This window comes from Roseobacter sp. (genome assembly GCF_039970775.1).
Lineage (GTDB): Bacteria > Pseudomonadota > Alphaproteobacteria > Rhodobacterales > Rhodobacteraceae > Roseobacter.
Window position 1 is genome coordinate 24617 of record NZ_JBDVLG010000025.1, and the last position, 17078, is coordinate 41694.

At 59.9% G+C, this 17078-nt stretch carries 18 protein-coding genes; 9 read left to right on the top strand and 9 right to left on the bottom strand.

Features of this window, described 5'->3' with window-relative positions; all coding sequences use genetic code 11:
* The first annotated feature begins 33 nt into the window (after positions 1-33).
* The 3 genes from ABJH13_RS05025 to speB (ABJH13_RS05035) are packed head-to-tail and all read left to right on the top strand — an operon-like array spanning position 34 to position 3132.
* Complete coding sequence (locus ABJH13_RS05025; protein ID WP_348405123.1) at positions 34-1206, top strand: M20 aminoacylase family protein; 1173 nt, start codon at positions 34-36, stop codon at positions 1204-1206.
* A gap of 4 nt (positions 1207-1210) precedes the next feature.
* Positions 1211-2185 (top strand): agmatinase, encoded by a 975-nt coding sequence (speB, locus tag ABJH13_RS05030; protein WP_348405124.1) that lies wholly within the window; start codon positions 1211-1213, stop codon positions 2183-2185.
* On the top strand, positions 2182-3132 hold the full coding sequence (speB, locus tag ABJH13_RS05035) for an agmatinase (RefSeq protein ID WP_348405125.1): 951 nt from the start codon (positions 2182-2184) through the stop codon (positions 3130-3132). Before speB (ABJH13_RS05030) ends, speB (ABJH13_RS05035) begins: the two co-directional genes overlap by 4 nt.
* A gap of 3 nt (positions 3133-3135) precedes the next feature.
* Here speB (ABJH13_RS05035) and ABJH13_RS05040 read toward each other — a convergent pair whose 3' ends face one another.
* Positions 3136-3453: a hypothetical protein gene (locus ABJH13_RS05040; protein ID WP_348405126.1), complete on the bottom strand. Its 318-nt coding sequence runs from the start codon at positions 3451-3453 to the stop codon at positions 3136-3138.
* Between the two features lie 123 nt (positions 3454-3576).
* On the opposite strand from ABJH13_RS05040, the gene ABJH13_RS05045 reads away from it, so the two are divergent.
* On the top strand, positions 3577-3987 hold the full coding sequence (locus ABJH13_RS05045) for a DUF1499 domain-containing protein (RefSeq protein WP_348405127.1): 411 nt from the start codon (positions 3577-3579) through the stop codon (positions 3985-3987).
* Here ABJH13_RS05045 and ABJH13_RS05050 read toward each other — a convergent pair.
* Positions 3979-4212, bottom strand: a complete 234-nt coding sequence (locus ABJH13_RS05050) for a hypothetical protein (protein WP_348405128.1) — start codon at positions 4210-4212, stop codon at positions 3979-3981. The genes ABJH13_RS05045 and ABJH13_RS05050 overlap by 9 nt on opposite strands.
* A 61-nt stretch (positions 4213-4273) precedes the next feature.
* Here ABJH13_RS05050 and prfA point away from each other — a divergent pair, with 61 nt between their 5' ends.
* From prfA to ABJH13_RS05065, 3 genes are all read left to right on the top strand, one after another.
* Complete coding sequence (gene prfA, locus ABJH13_RS05055; RefSeq protein WP_348405129.1) at positions 4274-5329, top strand: peptide chain release factor 1; 1056 nt, start codon at positions 4274-4276, stop codon at positions 5327-5329.
* Between the two features lie 14 nt (positions 5330-5343).
* The gene (gene prmC, locus ABJH13_RS05060; RefSeq protein WP_348405184.1) at positions 5344-6159 is read left to right on the top strand and encodes a peptide chain release factor N(5)-glutamine methyltransferase; all 816 of its coding nucleotides are present in this window, start codon (positions 5344-5346) and stop codon (positions 6157-6159) included.
* Positions 6160-6382: 223 nt separating this feature from the next.
* The gene (locus tag ABJH13_RS05065; RefSeq protein ID WP_348405130.1) at positions 6383-6955 is read left to right on the top strand and encodes a DUF4167 domain-containing protein; all 573 of its coding nucleotides are present in this window, start codon (positions 6383-6385) and stop codon (positions 6953-6955) included.
* Between the two features lie 33 nt (positions 6956-6988).
* Here the strand turns inward: ABJH13_RS05065 and rsmA are convergent, their stop codons facing one another.
* The 6 genes from rsmA to lptF are packed head-to-tail and all read right to left on the bottom strand — an operon-like array spanning position 6989 to position 14414.
* The gene (gene rsmA / locus ABJH13_RS05070) at positions 6989-7831 is read right to left on the bottom strand and encodes a 16S rRNA (adenine(1518)-N(6)/adenine(1519)-N(6))-dimethyltransferase RsmA (RefSeq protein ID WP_348405131.1); all 843 of its coding nucleotides are present in this window, start codon (positions 7829-7831) and stop codon (positions 6989-6991) included.
* 34 nt (positions 7832-7865) lie between these two features.
* On the bottom strand, positions 7866-8837 hold the full coding sequence (gene pdxA, locus ABJH13_RS05075) for a 4-hydroxythreonine-4-phosphate dehydrogenase PdxA (protein ID WP_348405132.1): 972 nt from the start codon (positions 8835-8837) through the stop codon (positions 7866-7868).
* Positions 8834-10054 carry a peptidylprolyl isomerase gene (locus tag ABJH13_RS05080; protein WP_348405185.1) on the bottom strand — a complete coding sequence of 407 codons (1221 nt, stop codon included), beginning with the start codon at positions 10052-10054 and terminating at the stop codon, positions 8834-8836. The genes pdxA and ABJH13_RS05080 overlap by 4 nt, the downstream gene beginning before the upstream one ends.
* Positions 10055-10059: 5 nt before the next feature.
* On the bottom strand, positions 10060-12180 hold the full coding sequence (lptD, locus tag ABJH13_RS05085; protein WP_348405133.1) for an LPS assembly protein LptD: 2121 nt from the start codon (positions 12178-12180) through the stop codon (positions 10060-10062).
* 3 nt (positions 12181-12183) lie between these two features.
* Positions 12184-13281 carry an LPS export ABC transporter permease LptG gene (gene lptG, locus ABJH13_RS05090; RefSeq protein WP_348405134.1) on the bottom strand — a complete coding sequence of 366 codons (1098 nt, stop codon included), beginning with the start codon at positions 13279-13281 and terminating at the stop codon, positions 12184-12186.
* On the bottom strand, positions 13278-14414 hold the full coding sequence (lptF, locus tag ABJH13_RS05095) for an LPS export ABC transporter permease LptF (protein WP_348405135.1): 1137 nt from the start codon (positions 14412-14414) through the stop codon (positions 13278-13280). Before lptF ends, lptG begins: the two co-directional genes overlap by 4 nt.
* Before the next feature lie 137 nt (positions 14415-14551).
* Here lptF and ABJH13_RS05100 point away from each other — a divergent pair, with 137 nt between their 5' ends.
* Positions 14552-16024, top strand: a complete 1473-nt coding sequence (locus ABJH13_RS05100; RefSeq protein ID WP_348405136.1) for a leucyl aminopeptidase — start codon at positions 14552-14554, stop codon at positions 16022-16024.
* A 4-nt stretch (positions 16025-16028) separates the two neighbouring features.
* A complete protein-coding gene (locus tag ABJH13_RS05105; RefSeq protein ID WP_348405137.1) occupies positions 16029-16487 on the top strand; it encodes a DNA polymerase III subunit chi in 459 nt (152 codons plus the stop codon).
* Between the two features lie 6 nt (positions 16488-16493).
* On the opposite strand, the gene ABJH13_RS05110 is transcribed toward ABJH13_RS05105, so the two are convergent.
* Positions 16494-17075 (bottom strand): TIGR02281 family clan AA aspartic protease, encoded by a 582-nt coding sequence (locus ABJH13_RS05110; RefSeq protein WP_348405138.1) that lies wholly within the window; start codon positions 17073-17075, stop codon positions 16494-16496.
* Positions 17076-17078 lie beyond the last annotated feature (3 nt).

The following is a 17078-nucleotide window of genomic DNA, read 5'->3' on the forward strand; positions in this document are numbered from 1 at the left end:
ACCTGACAAACAATCACCCAAGGAGTCCACCCCATGCCCGTTGTAAACCGGATTGCCGACATGAGTGCCGAGATGACGGCCTGGCGCCAGCATCTGCATACGATCCCTGAATTGGGCATGGAATGTCATAAAACGGCGGCGTTTGTGGCCGATCAGCTGCGCAGCTTTGGCGTTGACGAATTGCATGAGGGTATCGCGACCACGGGCATTGTGGCGATCATCAACGGGCGCGGCGACGGCCCCACCATCGGGTTGCGCGCTGATATGGATGCCCTGCCGATGACCGAAGAAACCGGGCTGCTTTATGCGTCGATCCACGAGGGCAAGATGCACGCCTGCGGCCACGATGGGCACACCACGATGTTGCTGGGGGCTGCGAAATATCTGGCGGAAACGCGCAATTTTTCGGGCCGTGTGGCGTTGATTTTCCAACCGGCCGAAGAAGACGGCGGCGGCGGCGAGGTCATGGTAAAGGCGGGCATCATGGACCAATTCGACGTGGCGCAGGTTTATGCGATCCACAATTCACCGGGCAAGGATTTTGGCAGCTTTAACACCCGCACCGGCCCGATCATGGCGGCGGCTGATACGTTCCATATTCGGATCACCGGCAAGGGCGGGCATGCGGCGCGCCCCCATGATGCGGTCGACCCGGTTGTGGCGGCCTGCGCGTTGGTGCAGTCGTTGCAGACTATCGTCAGTCGCAACCGTAACCCATTGGACCAGCTGGTGATTTCGACCACGCAGATCCACACGGGCACCACCGATAATGTGATCCCCGAGACATGCTACATCAACGGGACCATCCGCACCTTTAGCAAAGACGTGCAGGCAATGGTCGCAAAGCGCATGCAAGAGATCGTCGATGGCCATGCCACCAGCTATGGCCTGCAAGTCGCGCTCGAGATCGATTATGGCTACCCGCCCACAGTTAACCATGCAGCACAGGCGACATTCGCCGCCGAGGTTGCGGGCGAAATTGCGGGCGAGGCCGGGGTCAAAACCGATATTGACCCGGTCATGGGCGCCGAGGATTTTTCATATATGCTCGAATCCCGGCCCGGTGCGTATTTGATGTTGGGGCAGGGCGAGGGCGCAGGCGTGCACCACCCCAAGTATAATTTCAACGATGACATTGCCCCCATTGGCGCGTCATTCTTTGCGCGGCTGGTAGAACGCGCCCAACCGGCGACCGCCGGGGCCTAGGCTGGTGGCGCTGGAAGATGCCAAGACCCAGATGGATCATGCGTTTACGCGCGATGATCCCAAAGGCCCGAGCTTTGAGCTCACGTTTGGTGGCGCGCTGTCGTTTTTGCGGCGGCGCTATACCAAGGACCTGACCGGGGTAGATATCGCCGTAACTGGCGTGCCCTTTGATCAGGCGGTGACCAACCGGCCGGGCACGCGTCTGGGGCCCCGCGCCATCCGTGAGGCCAGCGCCCTGCAGGCCCCCGATGCGCCCTATGGCTGGCCCTTTGATGTGCTCAGCGAACGGGTGATCGTCGATTACGGCGATCTGGCGTTTGATTATGCCAATGTGCCTGTGTTCCCCGATGCGTTGACAGCGCATATTCGCGGTATTCTTGATGCGGGTGCGGCCAGCGTGGTGTTGGGCGGCGATCACTATATTAGCTTTCCGATCCTCAAGGCCTATGCGGAAAAATACGGACCCATCAGCCTGTTGCAGTTTGATGCGCACACCGACACTTGGCCGGATGATGACATGGCGCGGGTCGATCATGGCACAATGTTTTACAAGGCGGTGAAATCTGGCATCGTGGATCCGGCGACTTCGGTGCAGGTGGGCATTCGCACCACCAATGAGGACACATTGGGCGTGCATGTGATCGACGCCCGCGAGGTACACGAAACCGGCCCAGCGGCTGTGGTGCAAAAGATCAAGGGCATTTTGGGCGACAGGCCGTGCTACCTGACCTTTGACATAGATGCGCTCGATCCGGCCTATGCGCCGGGCACCGGCACGCCTGTGTGGGGCGGATTGACCAGCGCGCAGGCGGCGATGATGTTGCGCGATTTGGCGGGGATCAACATTTGTGGTGGGGATGTTGTTGAGGTTTCGCCTCCGTTTGATACAACCGGAGCGACAGCGATTGCGGGGGCGCATGTTGCAACAGAACTTCTCAGCCTACTGGGCTGGCGAATGCGTGAAGAAAGTGCAGAATGAGCAGTAAGAACCAACCTATCAGCGGCAATGACCTAGCCCGATTTTCCGGCCCCGGCAGTTTTATGCGGCTGCCTTATGTGAATGATCTCAAGGGGCTGGATGTCGCTTTTGTGGGCATCCCCGTAGATATCGGCACCTCGTGGCGGTCGGGCACCCGGTTTGGCCCCAAAGAGATCCGCGGCCAAAGTTCGATGATCCGGCCCTACCACATGGGCACCGGGGCCGCGCCGTTTGACAGCCTGCAAGTGGCCGATATCGGCGATCTGGCGATCAATACGTTTTCGCTGACAGACAGCCTGCGGATCGTGCAGGAAAGCTATGAGGCGATCCTGAATTACGATGCGATGCCGATGGCGATGGGGGGCGATCATTCGATCACGTTGCCGATTTTGCGGGCGATGCACAAACGGTTTGGCCCTGTGGCTGTGGTGCATGTGGATGCCCATGCCGATGTGAACAAAGACATGTTTGGCGAACGCGAAACCCATGGGTCGGTGTTTCGGCGTGCCTATGAAGAAGGTCTGATCGTTGCGGATAAGACCTATCAGATTGGGCTGCGAGGCACGGGGTACACCGCCGAAGATTTCACCGAAGCCCAAGGTTGGGGCTTTCAGCAGTTCCCCGCGCAGGAATTGTGGCACCGCAGTCTGTCGACATTGGGGGGTGAAGTGCGGCGCGATATTGGCCCCGAACAACCCGTGTATGTCAGTTTTGACATCGATGGTCTGGACCCGGCCTATGCGCCGGGCACGGGCACGCCCGAGATCGGTGGCCTGACGACCCCACAGGCGATGGAACTTATTCGCGCGCTCAAAGGGCTGAACATCGTTGGGTGCGATTTGGTCGAGGTTTCACCGCCCTATGACCCCACAGGCAACACCGCCTTGACGGCGGCGAATATCCTGTTTGAGCTGATGTGCGTGCTGCCAGGCGTTAAGAGCCGCTGACGGTCAACACGACAGCGCTCTTTGTTCAAGGGCTATGACTTTGCCCTTTGACGTTGCCAGCTTGCCTTCGACGTCATTGCCGGTGATCGAACTGACAGGGAGCAGCAGCAAAAAGACGCCAACCGTGTCGCCAACTCGCGCATTGCGCTGTTGTTTTTCGAGCGCGGCGAGGGTCTGGCGTTCTGCGATCAGGGTCTTGTTGGCTTGGTCGCATGACAGCCCCGTGTAGGCATCGCCCAGTGGCACAGGCGCGATCGCATCAGGCCCTTTGGCACAGGCGGACAAAAGAGTTAGAATGCTGATAATTAATAATTTTTTCACAAATATACCTTCCACCACAGTCGGTTGGGCATAGCCTAAAAAATATCTTTTAGGCAGAAATTCTGCGACGTGGTTAACCTTTATTAACAGCTCTGGCGCCGGTGTCATTGGAAAGGACGCAGCATGGGAAAAAATATCGCGTGGGTGCTTGTTGCGGGCATTTTCTTGGCACTGGCCTATGTGCGGCTGGCGCCGTTGGATCCGGCGCGTTGGCACCGCCCCGTGCCCCATACCGCCGACGTTTACCTAACGGGTGGCGCGGCACGTGTGATCCCCGGTGATGCCGGGATTATGGCGCAGGCGGATGCCGCGCTGCGGGCGGAACCGCGCACGCGGGTCTTGGCGGGGTCGGTGGACAGCGGGCGCGTCACCTATGCGACCCGGTCTGCGGTGATCGGGTTCCCGGATCTGACAACGATAGAGCTTCATGGTGATCAGCTGCGCATCTATGGGCGGTTGCGGTTTGGTCGGTCAGATCTTGGGGTCAACCGGGCCCGGTTGCAGCGGGTGATCGCGGCTGTCCAGTCACGATGATACACATTGCGGCTGAATTTCGCGCCACATCGGCACATTCAGCGACATCTGGCATTGCGCCGTGAATATGCGCCCGTCCACCCGAAGACAGATGGTCTGGCCCAGCTCAATGCGGCTACCGGAGGTATCGGTGCAATAACAGTCCACGGGCCGGCCGCCGGGATAGGTGGTGTCTGCCAAGGCTGGCAGGGCCGATAGGGCCAGAAGGCAGCTGAAACGTTTCATCAAGGCACCTTAGCACAGCCGGGGCCTTGACCAAAGCCGTTCAATATCGGACAGACGCGGGATGATCCCTGCACACCAATTACACCAGATCACTGCCCGTTTCGAATATCTTGAAGCCGCGATGGCGGCGGGTGATGTCTCTGCTGATATCGCAACGTTGGCCAAAGAATATTCGGACCTGCGCCCTGTGGTCGAACAGATCGCGGCCTATCAACGCCTGCTGACCGACATGCAAGAAGCGCAAGAGATGTTGGCGGACCCCGACATGGCGGCGCTGGCCGAAGAGGAACTGCCCCGGATAAAAGCGGCCCTACCCAAGGCCGAAGCCGCGTTGCAACTGGCGCTGTTGCCCCGTGACAAGGCAGATGCCAAACCGGCGATGTTGGAAATTCGGCCCGGCACCGGCGGCGATGAGGCGGCGTTGTTTGCTGGCGATCTCATGCGCATGTATCAGCGGTATTCCGAAAGCAACGGTTGGGCCTTCGATATCATCGAACTGCAAGAGACCGAATTGGGCGGGGTCAAGGAAATGGTCGCGCATATCAAAGGCCAGAACGTCTTTGCCCGGTTGAAATTTGAAAGCGGCGTGCACCGGGTGCAGCGGGTGCCCAGCACCGAAAGCGGCGGGCGCATTCACACATCTGCGGCCACGGTGGCGGTGCTGCCCGAGGCCGAAGACGTTGATATCCAGATCGAAGCCAACGACCTGCGCATTGATACTATGCGGTCGTCGGGGGCGGGCGGGCAACACGTCAACACCACCGATTCTGCGGTGCGGATCACGCATATTCCCACCGGGCTGGTTGTCACCAGTTCCGAGAAATCACAACACCGCAACCGCGAGATCGCGATGCAGGTCCTGAAGGCGCGGCTCTATGATCTGGAGAGGTCGCGCGTTGATACTGAACGCTCGGCGGACCGGGCGGCGCAGGTGGGGTCGGGCGACCGGTCTGAACGCATCCGGACCTATAATTTCCCGCAAGGGCGCATGACGGATCACCGGATCAACATGACGCTCTATCGGTTGGATGCGGTGATGCAGGGCGATATCGATGAAATCATCGATGCGCTGACGGCGGATGCACAGGCCCGGATGATGGCGGAGATGGGGCAGTGACCGCGGCCCAAGCCATGGTTGCGGCCATGGCGCGGTTGCGGGCCGCTGGCGTGCCGGACCCTGCGCGCGATGCACGGGTGCTGTTGGCGCATGCCGCCAAGGTCGATGCCGCGCGGGTGACGTTGATCGCGCCCGAAGACATCGCCCCCGAAATCGCCGAACGGTATGAAAGCCTGATCGCGCTGCGGGCTGTGCGCGTGCCTGTGTCGCAATTGATCGGCGCGCGCGAATTTTACGGGCGGCCCTTTAACATCAGCCGTGATGTTCTGGACCCGCGCCCCGAGACTGAAACCTTGATAGAGGCCGCGTTGTCTGCACCCTTTGACCGGGTGCTGGATCTGGGCACCGGGTCGGGCTGCATTTTGGTGACGCTGTTGGCCGAACGACAAGACGCCACGGGTCTTGGTGTCGATGTCTCGGACGCGGCCTGTTTGCATGCCAGCGCCAATGCCGCGCGCCACGCTGTGGCCGACCGCGCGCAGATCATGCAATCGGATTGGTTCGAGGCCGTCGAGGGGCGCTATGATCTGATCGTCGCGAACCCGCCCTATTTGGCGGCGGCCGAAATGGCGACCGTCCAACCCGAGCTGCGCGACCACGAACCGCGCATTGCGCTGACCGATGAACAGGACGGGCTGTCGGTCTACCGGATCATTGCGGCGCAATCACAGGGATACCTAAATGCACGCGGTCGCGTCTTGGTTGAAATCGGTTACCGGCAAGGAGCGCAGGTCACCGATATCTTTCGGGCACAGGGCTGGGGAGAGGTGGCGATTCTCCCTGATCTTGGGGGCCATGATAGGGTGGTCAGCGCGGCGAAACCGGGGTGATATCGTCTGAGAACAAGGGAATTTCTGCTAATTCTGTCTAAAATGCGTTGTTACCCCTTGCGGCAAAGCCGTGCGCATGTTTATTCAAAGATGTTGCAGCGGTGGATGCCTATAAAGGGCGGTCCCGCGCGGCGGTAAGCCCAACATAGTTAATATTCCGGATGCGCGAAAAATTTATAGGCATTCGGCCTACGATCCACAGCACGAAGGCTGAGCGAATTTCATGAAATCATCGAGATCCCGGTCCCGTTCCAAGGGCAACCGTCACCGTTCACAAGGCAATCAAGGCGGCAACGTCGTGAACCGTGTGTTTGACAGTTCTGGCCCTGAGGGCAAAGTCCGCGGTACGCCGCAGCAGATCATTGAGAAATACAACCAGTTGGCGCGCGATGCTCAACTGAGCAATGACCGTGTGGCGGCTGAAAACTTCCAACAACATGCGGAACATTACACCCGCATGCTGTCCGAAGCGCAGCGCGAAATTGATGCCCGCCGCGAAGAGCAAGAGCGCCAGAACCGCGAACGCCAAGCCGAGCGTGATCGCGAGCGCACCGAGCGTCAGGAACGCGAAGCGGCGCAGCAAGCGGCCAACCAAGCCGCAGATCAGGCATCGCAGCCGCAACCGGACGTACCTGCGCAAGAGGGTGAGGCCAATTTGGTGGACACCCCTGAAAGCCAGCCCAAGCCGAAACCCAAGCCAAAGCGCGCACCGCGCCGCAAGCCTCGGCCCAAGCCTGAGGCCACCGAAGGTGGAGATGCACCGGGGGGCGACGACGCGCCCAAAGCGGCAGAATAAATCATAAAAAGCCCCGCGCGATGCGGGGTTTTTTTATGTCTGGGCGACGGCGCGGGCCAAAGCACAGAACCCTTCTAGGGGGACTTGTTCGGCGCGGTCCGTGGGTTTTAGCCCGGCCGCAATCAAGCGGTCTTCGATGTCAGGTGCGACGCCTTTGAGCGCTGCGCGCAACATTTTACGCCGTTGGTTGAACGCCGCCGCGACAACGCGACTAAGGATCTGCGCATCAGCGGGAAACCGCGGTTCGGCCAGCGCCGTTAAATGCACCACCGAACTGGACACTTTGGGCGGCGGGGTAAACGCCTCGGGGGGCAATTGCAGCACGATCCGCGCGTCAGAGCGCCATTGCGCCAAAATCGCCAACCTGCCGTAGGTCTTACTGCCGGGGGCCGCGACGATCCGCTCTGCGACTTCGCGCTGAAACATCAAGGTCAGGCTTTGCCAAAACGGGGGCCATTCTTTTGGGGTCAACCAACGCACCAATAGCTCTGTGCCGACGTTGTAGGGCAGGTTTGCCGCAACCCGGATGGGGGGCGTGAGATGCACCAAAGGGTCGATCTCTAGCGCGTCGCCCTCCAAGACGGTCAGCCGTTCGGGATAGGCCGCAGCGACTTGCGCCAGGGCGGGCAAACAGCGTGCGTCTTTCTCAATGGCCAAGACGTGGCGCGCGCCTTCAGACAGCAACCCGCGCGTCAGGCCACCGGGGCCGGGGCCGATCTCTAGCACGTCACACCCCGTCAAATCCCCCGCCTGTCGCGCGATTTTGGACGTCAGGTTCAGGTCGAGCAGAAAGTTCTGGCCCATTGATTTACGTGCCCGCAACCCATGATCGGCGATCACGTCACGCAACGGGGGCAGAGTGTCAAATACGCTCATGGGGGGGGGTCTCTCAATATGCCTGCCAAAGGCGTCACGGGTTGGCCATCTGGTTGGCCAATTTGATGGCTTCGATCATGCTTGTGGGGTTCGCGATGCCCTGACCTGCAATGTCAAACGCGGTGCCATGATCCGGTGATGTCCGCACAAAGGGCAACCCCAATGTGACGTTTACGCCGCGGTCAAAATCCAGCGTCTTGATCGGGATCAAGGCTTGATCGTGGTACATGGCAATGGCGACATCATAGCGCGCGCGGGCGGCTGCGTGAAACATCGTATCTGCGGGGAGCGGGCCAACCACGTTGTACCCTTCGGTGGCCATCTGCGCGACCAGATCAGCGATCCAATCGATTTCTTGGCGCCCCATGGCGCCCCCTTCGCCTGCATGAGGGTTCAGCCCCGCAATTGCCAGACGGGGTTCGGCGATCCCAAACCGGTCGCGTAGATCTGTATGGGTGATCTGGATGGTGCGGCGCAGCAGGTCGGGCGTTAAGGCCGCTGCCACGTCTTCGAGGGCGATGTGGATGGTGGTGGGCACCACCCGCAGCTGGTCAGACGCCAACATCATCACGGCTTGTGCGTCCCCCCCCGCTAAGGCGGCCAGATATTCGGTGTGGCCCGGGTAGCCAAACGCGGCGCCCTCGATCAGTGCGTGTTTGTGGATAGGGGCCGTGCACAGCGCCCTTGCGGCCCCGGATTGCACCAGACCAACGCAGGCGGCAATGACGTCGATCACACCTTGCGCATTGGCGGGGTTTGGGGTGCCGGGGGTGGTCGGCTGGGCAAAAGGGTGCGCCAAAACGGGCAGGGCGTGCGCCACGACATCTGCGGCCTGCGCAGGTGTGTCGATGCAGTCATAGGTCGTGCCCTTGGGCAAATGGCGCGGGTCGCCCACCCAGACCAAGGGCACCGCCCCGCGCAGTTCGTTCCAGGCGCGCACGGCGATCTCTGGCCCGATGCCAGCAGGTTCGCCGCAGCTGATGACCACGGGCGCGGTGGCTGTCATGGGGTGACGATACGGGCGTCCGCATGCAGCTCGTCGAGCAGGCTGTCTGCGTAGGCGTTCAACCGTGCAGACCGCAGCGAATTGGCGACGCCTTGGCGGCTGGCCTCTTCGTTGACTGCCGCCGTCCGGCCACACATCATCAAGAACACCAAGGTTTGACCGTCGGCGCGCGTAAGCGTGGTGGAGACCTCACCGGGGTCGAGCTTGCTGAGTTCAATCGCGATATCCTGTGGGATCTCGGAGGGCGGCAATATGGTGCGTTCCAGAACCTCTGGGGGTTGGTTTTGGGCAACGCCGTAAAGATCATCGCATACGTCGACTTGGGCGGCGACCTTTGCGGCAGCGGCTAACCCTGCGGGCGACCGTCCCCCCGGAATGAGGTAGGCCGCATAGTCGATGGCTGCAAATTCCTTCGAAGGTGTGCTGGTTTCTTGGATATCGCGCAGCTGAAACAGCGCAACCGCATTGGGGATCGGCAGCGGGGTGGTGACCTCTCCCGGTGCGAGCGACAGCAAGATGGGTCGCAACACCGGAGGCAGGTTGTTGAGGTCCTGCCAAGGCAACCGGCCACCTGCGTCGCGTGTGGCTGTGGCGGAATATTCGCGCGCATAGCTTGAGAATTCATCGATAGAACCGCTGGCTGCGATCTCTCGGGCGATGTCGTCAACCTCGTCCCGGCGCTCGGGGGGGGCGGGGATGATGATCTCGGACACCAGCACACGGATGCCAGTGGTGCCGGTGCTGGATCCCATCGCGCGGTCGATTTCTCTTTCAGAGACTTGCACCCGTGACCCAAACTGCGCGCTGATTAATTCGCGCCATGACACACCCACATGCACAAAATCACGAAAGGTCTCTTCGGCGACACCCCCCCTGGCGAGCGCGGCCATAAATTCTTCGGCGTTCATGTTGGCGCGCGCTGCGAATTCTTCGAGCCCCGCATTGAGCCCCTCATCGGTCAGTTCCAGGCCCGCCGTATCAACGGCTTGCCGCTGGAGCCGTTCGTTGATCAAGGTTTCGATCACGTCGTCACGGCCCGAGTCGGGAGAGTTGAGCATCTGCAAAAACGCGCTGCGCTGCGCCACTTCGTATTCGGTGACAATATCGTCATTGACCACCACAACCGGGTCAAACAACCCCTGCGCGGCGACCGGCGCGGTAAACGCAATGCTCGCCATAAGGGCAATGGTGGTTTTCAATCTGCTCACGGCTGTCATCCTCGTCATTGATCGCATGCCTTCGTGTAGGTTTCAGTGCCTTTGACCGCCGAAAACCCCCGTAACGTGACGGTAAAGCCCAAAGTCGTGTTCGGTTCAAGGCTCGTCGATGACGCAAACTGCCGGTCAAAGTTCAAGGCGACTGCGACACATTCGTTTTCGTACTGCAGGCCAAGGCCCACACTTGAGGCCCGCGCCAGAGATAGATCGTATTGCCAATCTGCCGAGGCGGTCCAGTATCTATCGATACCGTAGGACCCGTCCAGAGTGATTTCCGATATACTATCGGCGCGGTCTTCGGCGTCATCGGCGACCAGCCACAGGTAGCTGCCACCCAGCGTGGCCCGGCGCCCGGTGTAATCCCCCCGGATTTCCGACTTGGTAAAGTCGAAGTCGGCATCAAATAAGCTGCGCGCGGTCATGATCAAACCGTTTTGCGTGATTGCCTGACCTGCGACTAGATAATCCGATGTCACCCCCGACAGACCCGAGCTTTCAGAAAACGCGTCATCGGCGTCTTGGCGAAGGATACGGCCAAAGGTCAGCGAGGTATCAACCCCTTCGGGATTAAACCGCGACCAGTTCATACCGACCGCCAGTGACCGGCCCCGTTCACGCCGGTCCACTTCGGGGAAACGTGACAGGGATGTCAGGTTACCGCCATCGAATTCAACGCGCGTGCTTTCTTCGTTTACCACATCAAGCCGACTTCCACCGACCCATGCGGCCTGTATGATGGGTTCCAGCAGTTGGGTGACATCGTTTTGCCCAGTCCGGGACAATGGGTACCTTAGGGCCACAGATCCGCGCGGGCTAATTTGGGATTCCGTGTTTCCGACTGTGCTGTCTTGTCGTGTCTGGAACAGGTCTGCGGTTGTTCCCACTTGAACATCGGCGCGCAAACCGCCCGGTAGTGTCCAGCTGCGCAGCCAATCGGTTTCGGCACTGATGCGCGCCACATCCCGCCCCAAGGTGTCATCGTCCGAAGCTCGGTAATGCACGTTGGAATCTAGGCGAAATCGCAACTCGCCACCCAAACGAGACGGGAAATGACGCGATTCGTAGAGACCATCAGCGACAACTGTGGGCAGAGTCGAATTGTCTTCGTCGTCGCGCAGCGATCTGTATACGGTCAACCCAGTCGAGATATATTCATCGCGGCGCACGCGGCTTATGGTGATCGCACTGTCCAGCCGGTCTTTGCCCGAGATGGAATATTCGCTCAGGTAGGCATCGTCGGTTGCCAGCTCGATATCAAAGCTTAAATTAAAGTCGTTCTTGAGCGCAAAGTTGCCGTCGGCAAAGAAATACCCGCGCGTTTCGCCGGGTCGCTGGCCATCCCTGGAGATCGCCCCGTTGAGTTCGATGTTACCCTTGCGGAAGGCCTGCCGGTAGCGCAATTCCAGCGTGGTCGAATCCCGTGCGATATACGGGGTCAAGGTCAGGTCTCGGTCAGGGGCGATGTTGATGAAATACGGGATCTTGATCCCCGGACCGAACTGCGACGTTTGTTGTAGCTCAGCGAACAAAAATCCGGTCGCCCGTTTGAGGGTCGGGTCAGGCAGCCGCAGTCGCGGGATGTAGAAAACCGGGATATTGCGGATCAAAAGCTGCGCGCCATCGAAATACAACTGGCGTTCTTGTTTGTCGTGAATAACCCGTTTGGCCCGGATCTGCCACAAAGGCGGCGTTCCGTCGTTGCAGACCCGGCAAGACGTTGCCGCGGTTTTAGACAGTTGGCTATAGCGCCCGTTGACGCGTTGAATTTGTACCGCCGCCAGTTGCAGCTGCTGGCTCAGCACCATCCGGGCGCTGGTCAAAAGACCGGTGCGCAGGGTTGCATCCAGTTCGGCCGCAGAGGCCAGAACCGTGATATCTTCGCCGTCCTGCAACACAATCGGGCCGGTTATGACCAACGCGCCGGTGTCGCGGTCATATGCGATCTCTTTGGCCGTCAGCCGCGTCGTGCCTTGCAATGCCTCGACATTGCCGCGCGCGATAAGTTCGCGGTTATTGGCGATGAACAGTTCATCCGCGACCAAAACGGCCGCTGGGGGTGGTGTTTCTTGTGCGATGGTTGTGGTGGACCACAAGGTCACAGCCAGCGCGATTAAGAGATGTCTCACGTGTCAGCCGTCCTCTGCATGGAGTAACAGACCCAGCGCAAGCAATACCGCCGCGACCGGTGGCGCCCAAGCCGCCAGATAAATAGGGATCTGCCCGCTTTCGCCCAGAATTTGCGCAAAGCTGCGAATAAAATACAAACCAAACCCCAAAAGCACCGCTGCCAAGACCGCCAATCCGGTCCCCCCAAAGCGGGTATGCCGCATGGTGAAGGCGCTCGCAACAAGAACCATGGACATCAGGAAAAGTGGCCGCGCGAGTTCTGATTGCAACCAGACCCGATGTTTGCGCGATGAAAACCCGGCTTGGTCCAGTTGCGCAATGAAATCGGGCAAATCCCAAATGGAGATCGAGCTTGGGCGGCCCAGGCTTTCGCGAATGCGGGCTTGGGTCAGTGTGGTTGGGATGAAATATTCGGCGTGGGTTTCGGCGTTGGCCTCGGGGTTGATCCCGGCCTGCAACGGCCATAGTTTTACGCCTTTCAACGCCCAACCCCCTTCTTGCAGGGACGCGCTTTGGGCGGCCACGCGTTGGGTGGGGCCGCGACCGGGAGTGTAGGATAAAAACGTCACATCATAGAGAACGGAGGCATCCGCGTTGGACCGCCACGCGCGGATCACGGTCTGGCCCTCGGTGTCGCCCTGCCGCAACCATAGCCCTTCGCTCGAGATTGACAGGGTCGAGACCCCGCCGCTGTAGTACTTGTCAGACAGCGCGTTATGGCGCTTGGATGTTCCCGCGACGATTGGATTTAGCATCGCGACCGCTAGCCCGCCGATGATCAGCGCAACGACCAATGGCGCGATCAGCGTCCGCAACCCCGACCGGCCCGACGCGCGCGTGGCAACCAGTTCGGAGGATCGCGCCAACGTCAGGAACAGCATGACCGTCGCCAAAATCATGATCAGCGGGAAGATCTGGTTCACCGTTTCAGGCGCTTTGAGCAGCGTCAGCCCAAGAATCTGTGCAAAACTCACGCCGCTGTCGCCAAAGCGCCGCGTTTCATCGACCAGCCCCACAAGTGCGACGATCGAAAACAATGCACCGGTGATGATACCAAAACTAATGACAAAGCGCCGGGCAAAATAGAAGTGTAAAATCATGGGGTAGACCCGACAGGTTGAACCGCGGCGCGGCGGCGTCTTTTGGGGCGCGCCACGTACCACATCATACCCAGCACAAGCAGCGCGCCGCAGATGACAGGCAGATACAGCACCGGCCACATCTGTGGGTCACTGCGCACAGGACGTTGTAACGTCGAGCCGACACCATCAATCAACAACAGCAATCCAAAGGCGACGAAAATCTCGCGCCAGATCCCGAACCGCGAATAACCGCCCACAAGCAACGTCGAAAACCCTATCATCGCGGCCACGATGCAAAACAGTGGGTCGGCGAACCGGACATGAATTTCTTCGATTAAGGCGCCGGGTTGTTGGCCGGTTAACTCGGTCAGATCGCTGAGTGGGCGCATCAGTTGCGGTGTGGTCATGTTGCGCGCCCGTACTCTTAGCGCCACATCGCGATGTTTCAGTGCGCTGATATCAAATGAAAAATCCCTGAACTTAGCGGTGGCCAGTCGCCCGCTTTGGGTGCCGAGGCGCTGCGCCAAACCGTCGACCATGATCAAGGTCGTGACGTCTTGATTGCGCAGCAGGTAGGCTTCGGACGCGGTATAAATGACACCTTCATCAGGTTTGCGCCGGTCTGACAAAAACACATCCAGCAACACGCCGTCTTCGGAAATTTCGCGCGTGTAAAAGGTAATGGCGTCTGTGGGATGCAAAAAGGTCCCTTCCGTCAGCAGTCCCGAGGTCACGTTTTGAGAAATTTCTGTTTCGCGTTCGCTGAGCTGTTGTGAGGCCAGCGGCAGCAGCAAATGATGCAAAAGTGAGGCCAATAGAAAAACCACCCCGCCAAAGGCCAACATGGGGCGCGCCAGCCTGTAGGGGCCCGCACCCGTTGCCTGCAAAACGGTCAACTCGCTTTCGTTGTTCATCCGGTTGGTCACATAGACAGCCGCCGCAAAGGCCGCGATGGGCAGGATCGTGGCGATCAGTTTGGGCAGCCCTAGGGCGGTGAATTCCAAAAACACCAGCGCCGATTGGCCGTCACTGATCAACCTGTCAAACAAGACAACCGCTTGGTTGATCCAAAACACGGCCACCAGTACCAGCGCAAAAAAGCCAAATAAAATCAGCAACTGCGACAGCATATACCTGTCGATCTTGCTCACCCCATGCCCCTCGCTATTTTATCTACTGCGTTTCGGTCAACGATAGACGAAACTTCCACGCTGTAAAACTGCTATCTGGTCTTTGACGCAGGAGCGCGCTAGGTCGGTGGTGTATCTCATTCCAGAAAGGCTCCGTCATGACCACCCTCACAGCCGTCAGCTATAGCGAAACCGACATTGAACGCCTGACCGATCACGCGGGGCGGGTGGGTCTTATTGTCGACGATGGGGGTAAGTTGGATGTCGCGGGGCGCCGTGTGAACCGGTTGTGCAAGGGGGCGTTGAAACGCGCGTTGGACGCCCGTGTGGAGGCCGGCCTCAAAGAGGGTGACAGCCTGACATTGGCGTACCCTGCGGGCATGGCGGCCGAAGCGATTGATGTGGTGTGCTTGACACGCGGTGCCTCCGAGATCGCGGCGCGTCATGCGGGCGCTGTGCTGGGGCAAAAACGCGGTACGGCTGATCTGTTGTTGGCGGTCGGGTCGGCGCGGCGTGCGGGGTTTGTGGTGCAGGGGGCTGTGTTGCGCGACTATGGCTTTAACGATCACAAAACATCGCCCGCAAAAGAGCCCGGCGCGATTGAGGTCATGGCCAATGACGCGCCCAAGCTTGAAACCGAAACAGCGCCGTTGCTGGCCGTGGCTGACGGCACATTCATGACCCGCGATTTGGTGAATGAACCCGCCAACATCCTGACCACCACCGAATTTGCAGACCGTCTGGCAGAGATGTCGGCGTTGGGTCTGAAGGTCGAGGTGCTGGAAGAGGCAGAATTGGAACAGCTGGGCATGCGCACGTTGCTGGCCGTTGGGCAAGGCTCTGCAAGCCCTTCCAAAGTGGTGGTGATGCAGTGGAATGGCGGCGCCGACGGGGATGCGCCCTTGGCGTTGGTTGGCAAGGGCGTTGTCTTCGACACCGGCGGGATCAGCCTGAAACCGGCGGGCGGCATGGAAGACATGACCATGGACATGGGCGGCGCGGGCACTGTGGCGGGCGTGATGCGCGCGCTGGCGCTGCGCAAGGCCAAGGCCAACGTTGTGGGGTTGGTCGGGTTGGTCGAAAACATGCCGTCTGGCACTGCGATCCGCCCCGGCGATGTGGTGAAATCCATGAAGGGTGACACTGTCGAGATTTTGAACACCGACGCCGAGGGGCGTTTGGTGTTGTGTGACGTGATGTGGTACGCGCAAGAGCGGTTTGAACCGGCGGGCATGATCGATCTGGCGACCTTGACGGGTGCGATTATTATCGGGTTGGGCCATGAAAACGCGGGCGTGTTTTCCAACGATGATGTGCTGTGCAACGCGTTTTTGAAGGCGGCTGGCGCAGAGGCAGAAGGCGCATGGCGGATGCCGTTGGGCCAGGCCTATGACGACATGTTGAAATCCCCCATCGCGGATATGAAAAACATCGGCGGTCGCCCTGCGGGGTCGATCACGGCGGCGCAATACCTGCAACGGTTTGTCAAAGACGGCGTGCCGTGGATCCACCTTGATATCGCGGGTGTTGCCTCGTTGAAATCTGCCACCAAACTGGCCCCCAAAGGCGCCACCGGCTGGGGCGTGCGGGCGTTGGACCGCTTGGTGTCGGATATGTTCGAGAAGGGCTAAACCGTTGGGCACCGCGTTATTTTACCACCTGACCCGCCGCCCGCTCGAGCAAACCTTGGCGATGTTGCTGGGCAAAGCGCTTGGGGCGCAGATGCGGGTGGTGGTGCGCGGGCCCGATTTGGGGCGCATGGGGTGGCTGGATGAACAGCTGTGGCATGGCGCCGAAGACGGATTTTTGCCGCATGGGATGGCGGGCGGCGCGCATGATGCGTTGCAGCCCGTTTTACTGACCACAGGGCCGGATGCGCCCAATGGGGCAGGGTGCCTGATGACGGTAGACGGTGCCGCCGTCGATGCCGCCGATGTGGCGGACATGGACAGGGTGTGTGTGTTGTTTGATGGCAATGACCCATCGGCGCTTGAGGTCGCGCGCGACCAGTGGAAGGCGTTGAAGGCGGCCGGTGCAAGCGCGCAGTATTGGTCTGAAGAAAGCGGCCGCTGGGAGATGAAAGCGCAGACCTAACCGGCGCTAGCGGGTCAGGGTCAGCGCGCCGTTGGCGATCTCGATTTTGCCCCAGCGTTGAAGATAGGTCATCCCCATCAGGCTTTGGGCCATGTCGCCGTTGTTGACCACCGCGCGCACGTTGGTGTCGGTGACAGGGCCAAGGGTCAGCGTATCAAGACGCACGGGTGCTGTGCGGACTTCGCCGTTTGCGGTGTTGGCGCGGCCGGTGAAGGCCAGCGTATCAGGGTGCAACCCTGCCATCGCGGCGTCGTCCCGGGTAAGCACCAGCATGGTCGCGCCCGTGTCGATCACAAAATGCACCGGCGCGCCGTTGATCTGCGCGGTCAGATAATAGTGGCCGTCCGGGCTTCGGGGGACAACGACTTTGCCTTGGTCGGCAAAGACGGTTTGTTGTGGTCGCACGGTTTGGCTGATGTCATCCCACAGGCCATATGCCGCAATAGCGCCCAAAAAGATCAATCCCCAGACGGCAGCCTGTTGCAGCAGTTTGTTCGCAGAGAGCCGGTTTTGGGCGAAAAACCACAGGCCGACCACACCCACGAGAACACTCAAATAGATCAGCCGACCGGTGTCATCGCCGTGCATGGG

Bases quoted from the DNA above. Each gene is read 5' to 3' on its own strand.
- prmC (WP_348405184.1), top strand. From the start codon at position 5,344: ATGGTTGCGGCCATGGCGCGGTTGCGGGCCGCTGGCGTGCCGGACCCT.
- rsmA (WP_348405131.1), bottom strand. From the start codon at position 7,831: ATGAGCGTATTTGACACTCTGCCCCCGTTGCGTGACGTGATCGCCGAT.
- lptG (WP_348405134.1), bottom strand. From the start codon at position 13,281: ATGATTTTACACTTCTATTTTGCCCGGCGCTTTGTCATTAGTTTTGGT.
- prfA (WP_348405129.1), top strand. From the start codon at position 4,274: ATGATCCCTGCACACCAATTACACCAGATCACTGCCCGTTTCGAATAT.
- ABJH13_RS05050 (WP_348405128.1), bottom strand. From the start codon at position 4,212: ATGAAACGTTTCAGCTGCCTTCTGGCCCTATCGGCCCTGCCAGCCTTG.
- ABJH13_RS05065 (WP_348405130.1), top strand. From the start codon at position 6,383: ATGAAATCATCGAGATCCCGGTCCCGTTCCAAGGGCAACCGTCACCGT.
- speB (WP_348405125.1), top strand. From the start codon at position 2,182: ATGAGCAGTAAGAACCAACCTATCAGCGGCAATGACCTAGCCCGATTT.
- ABJH13_RS05045 (WP_348405127.1), top strand. From the start codon at position 3,577: ATGGGAAAAAATATCGCGTGGGTGCTTGTTGCGGGCATTTTCTTGGCA.
- pdxA (WP_348405132.1), bottom strand. From the start codon at position 8,837: ATGACAGCCACCGCGCCCGTGGTCATCAGCTGCGGCGAACCTGCTGGC.
- ABJH13_RS05110 (WP_348405138.1), bottom strand. From the start codon at position 17,075: ATGCACGGCGATGACACCGGTCGGCTGATCTATTTGAGTGTTCTCGTG.
- ABJH13_RS05100 (WP_348405136.1), top strand. From the start codon at position 14,552: ATGACCACCCTCACAGCCGTCAGCTATAGCGAAACCGACATTGAACGC.
- ABJH13_RS05080 (WP_348405185.1), bottom strand. From the start codon at position 10,054: ATGACAGCCGTGAGCAGATTGAAAACCACCATTGCCCTTATGGCGAGC.
- ABJH13_RS05025 (WP_348405123.1), top strand. From the start codon at position 34: ATGCCCGTTGTAAACCGGATTGCCGACATGAGTGCCGAGATGACGGCC.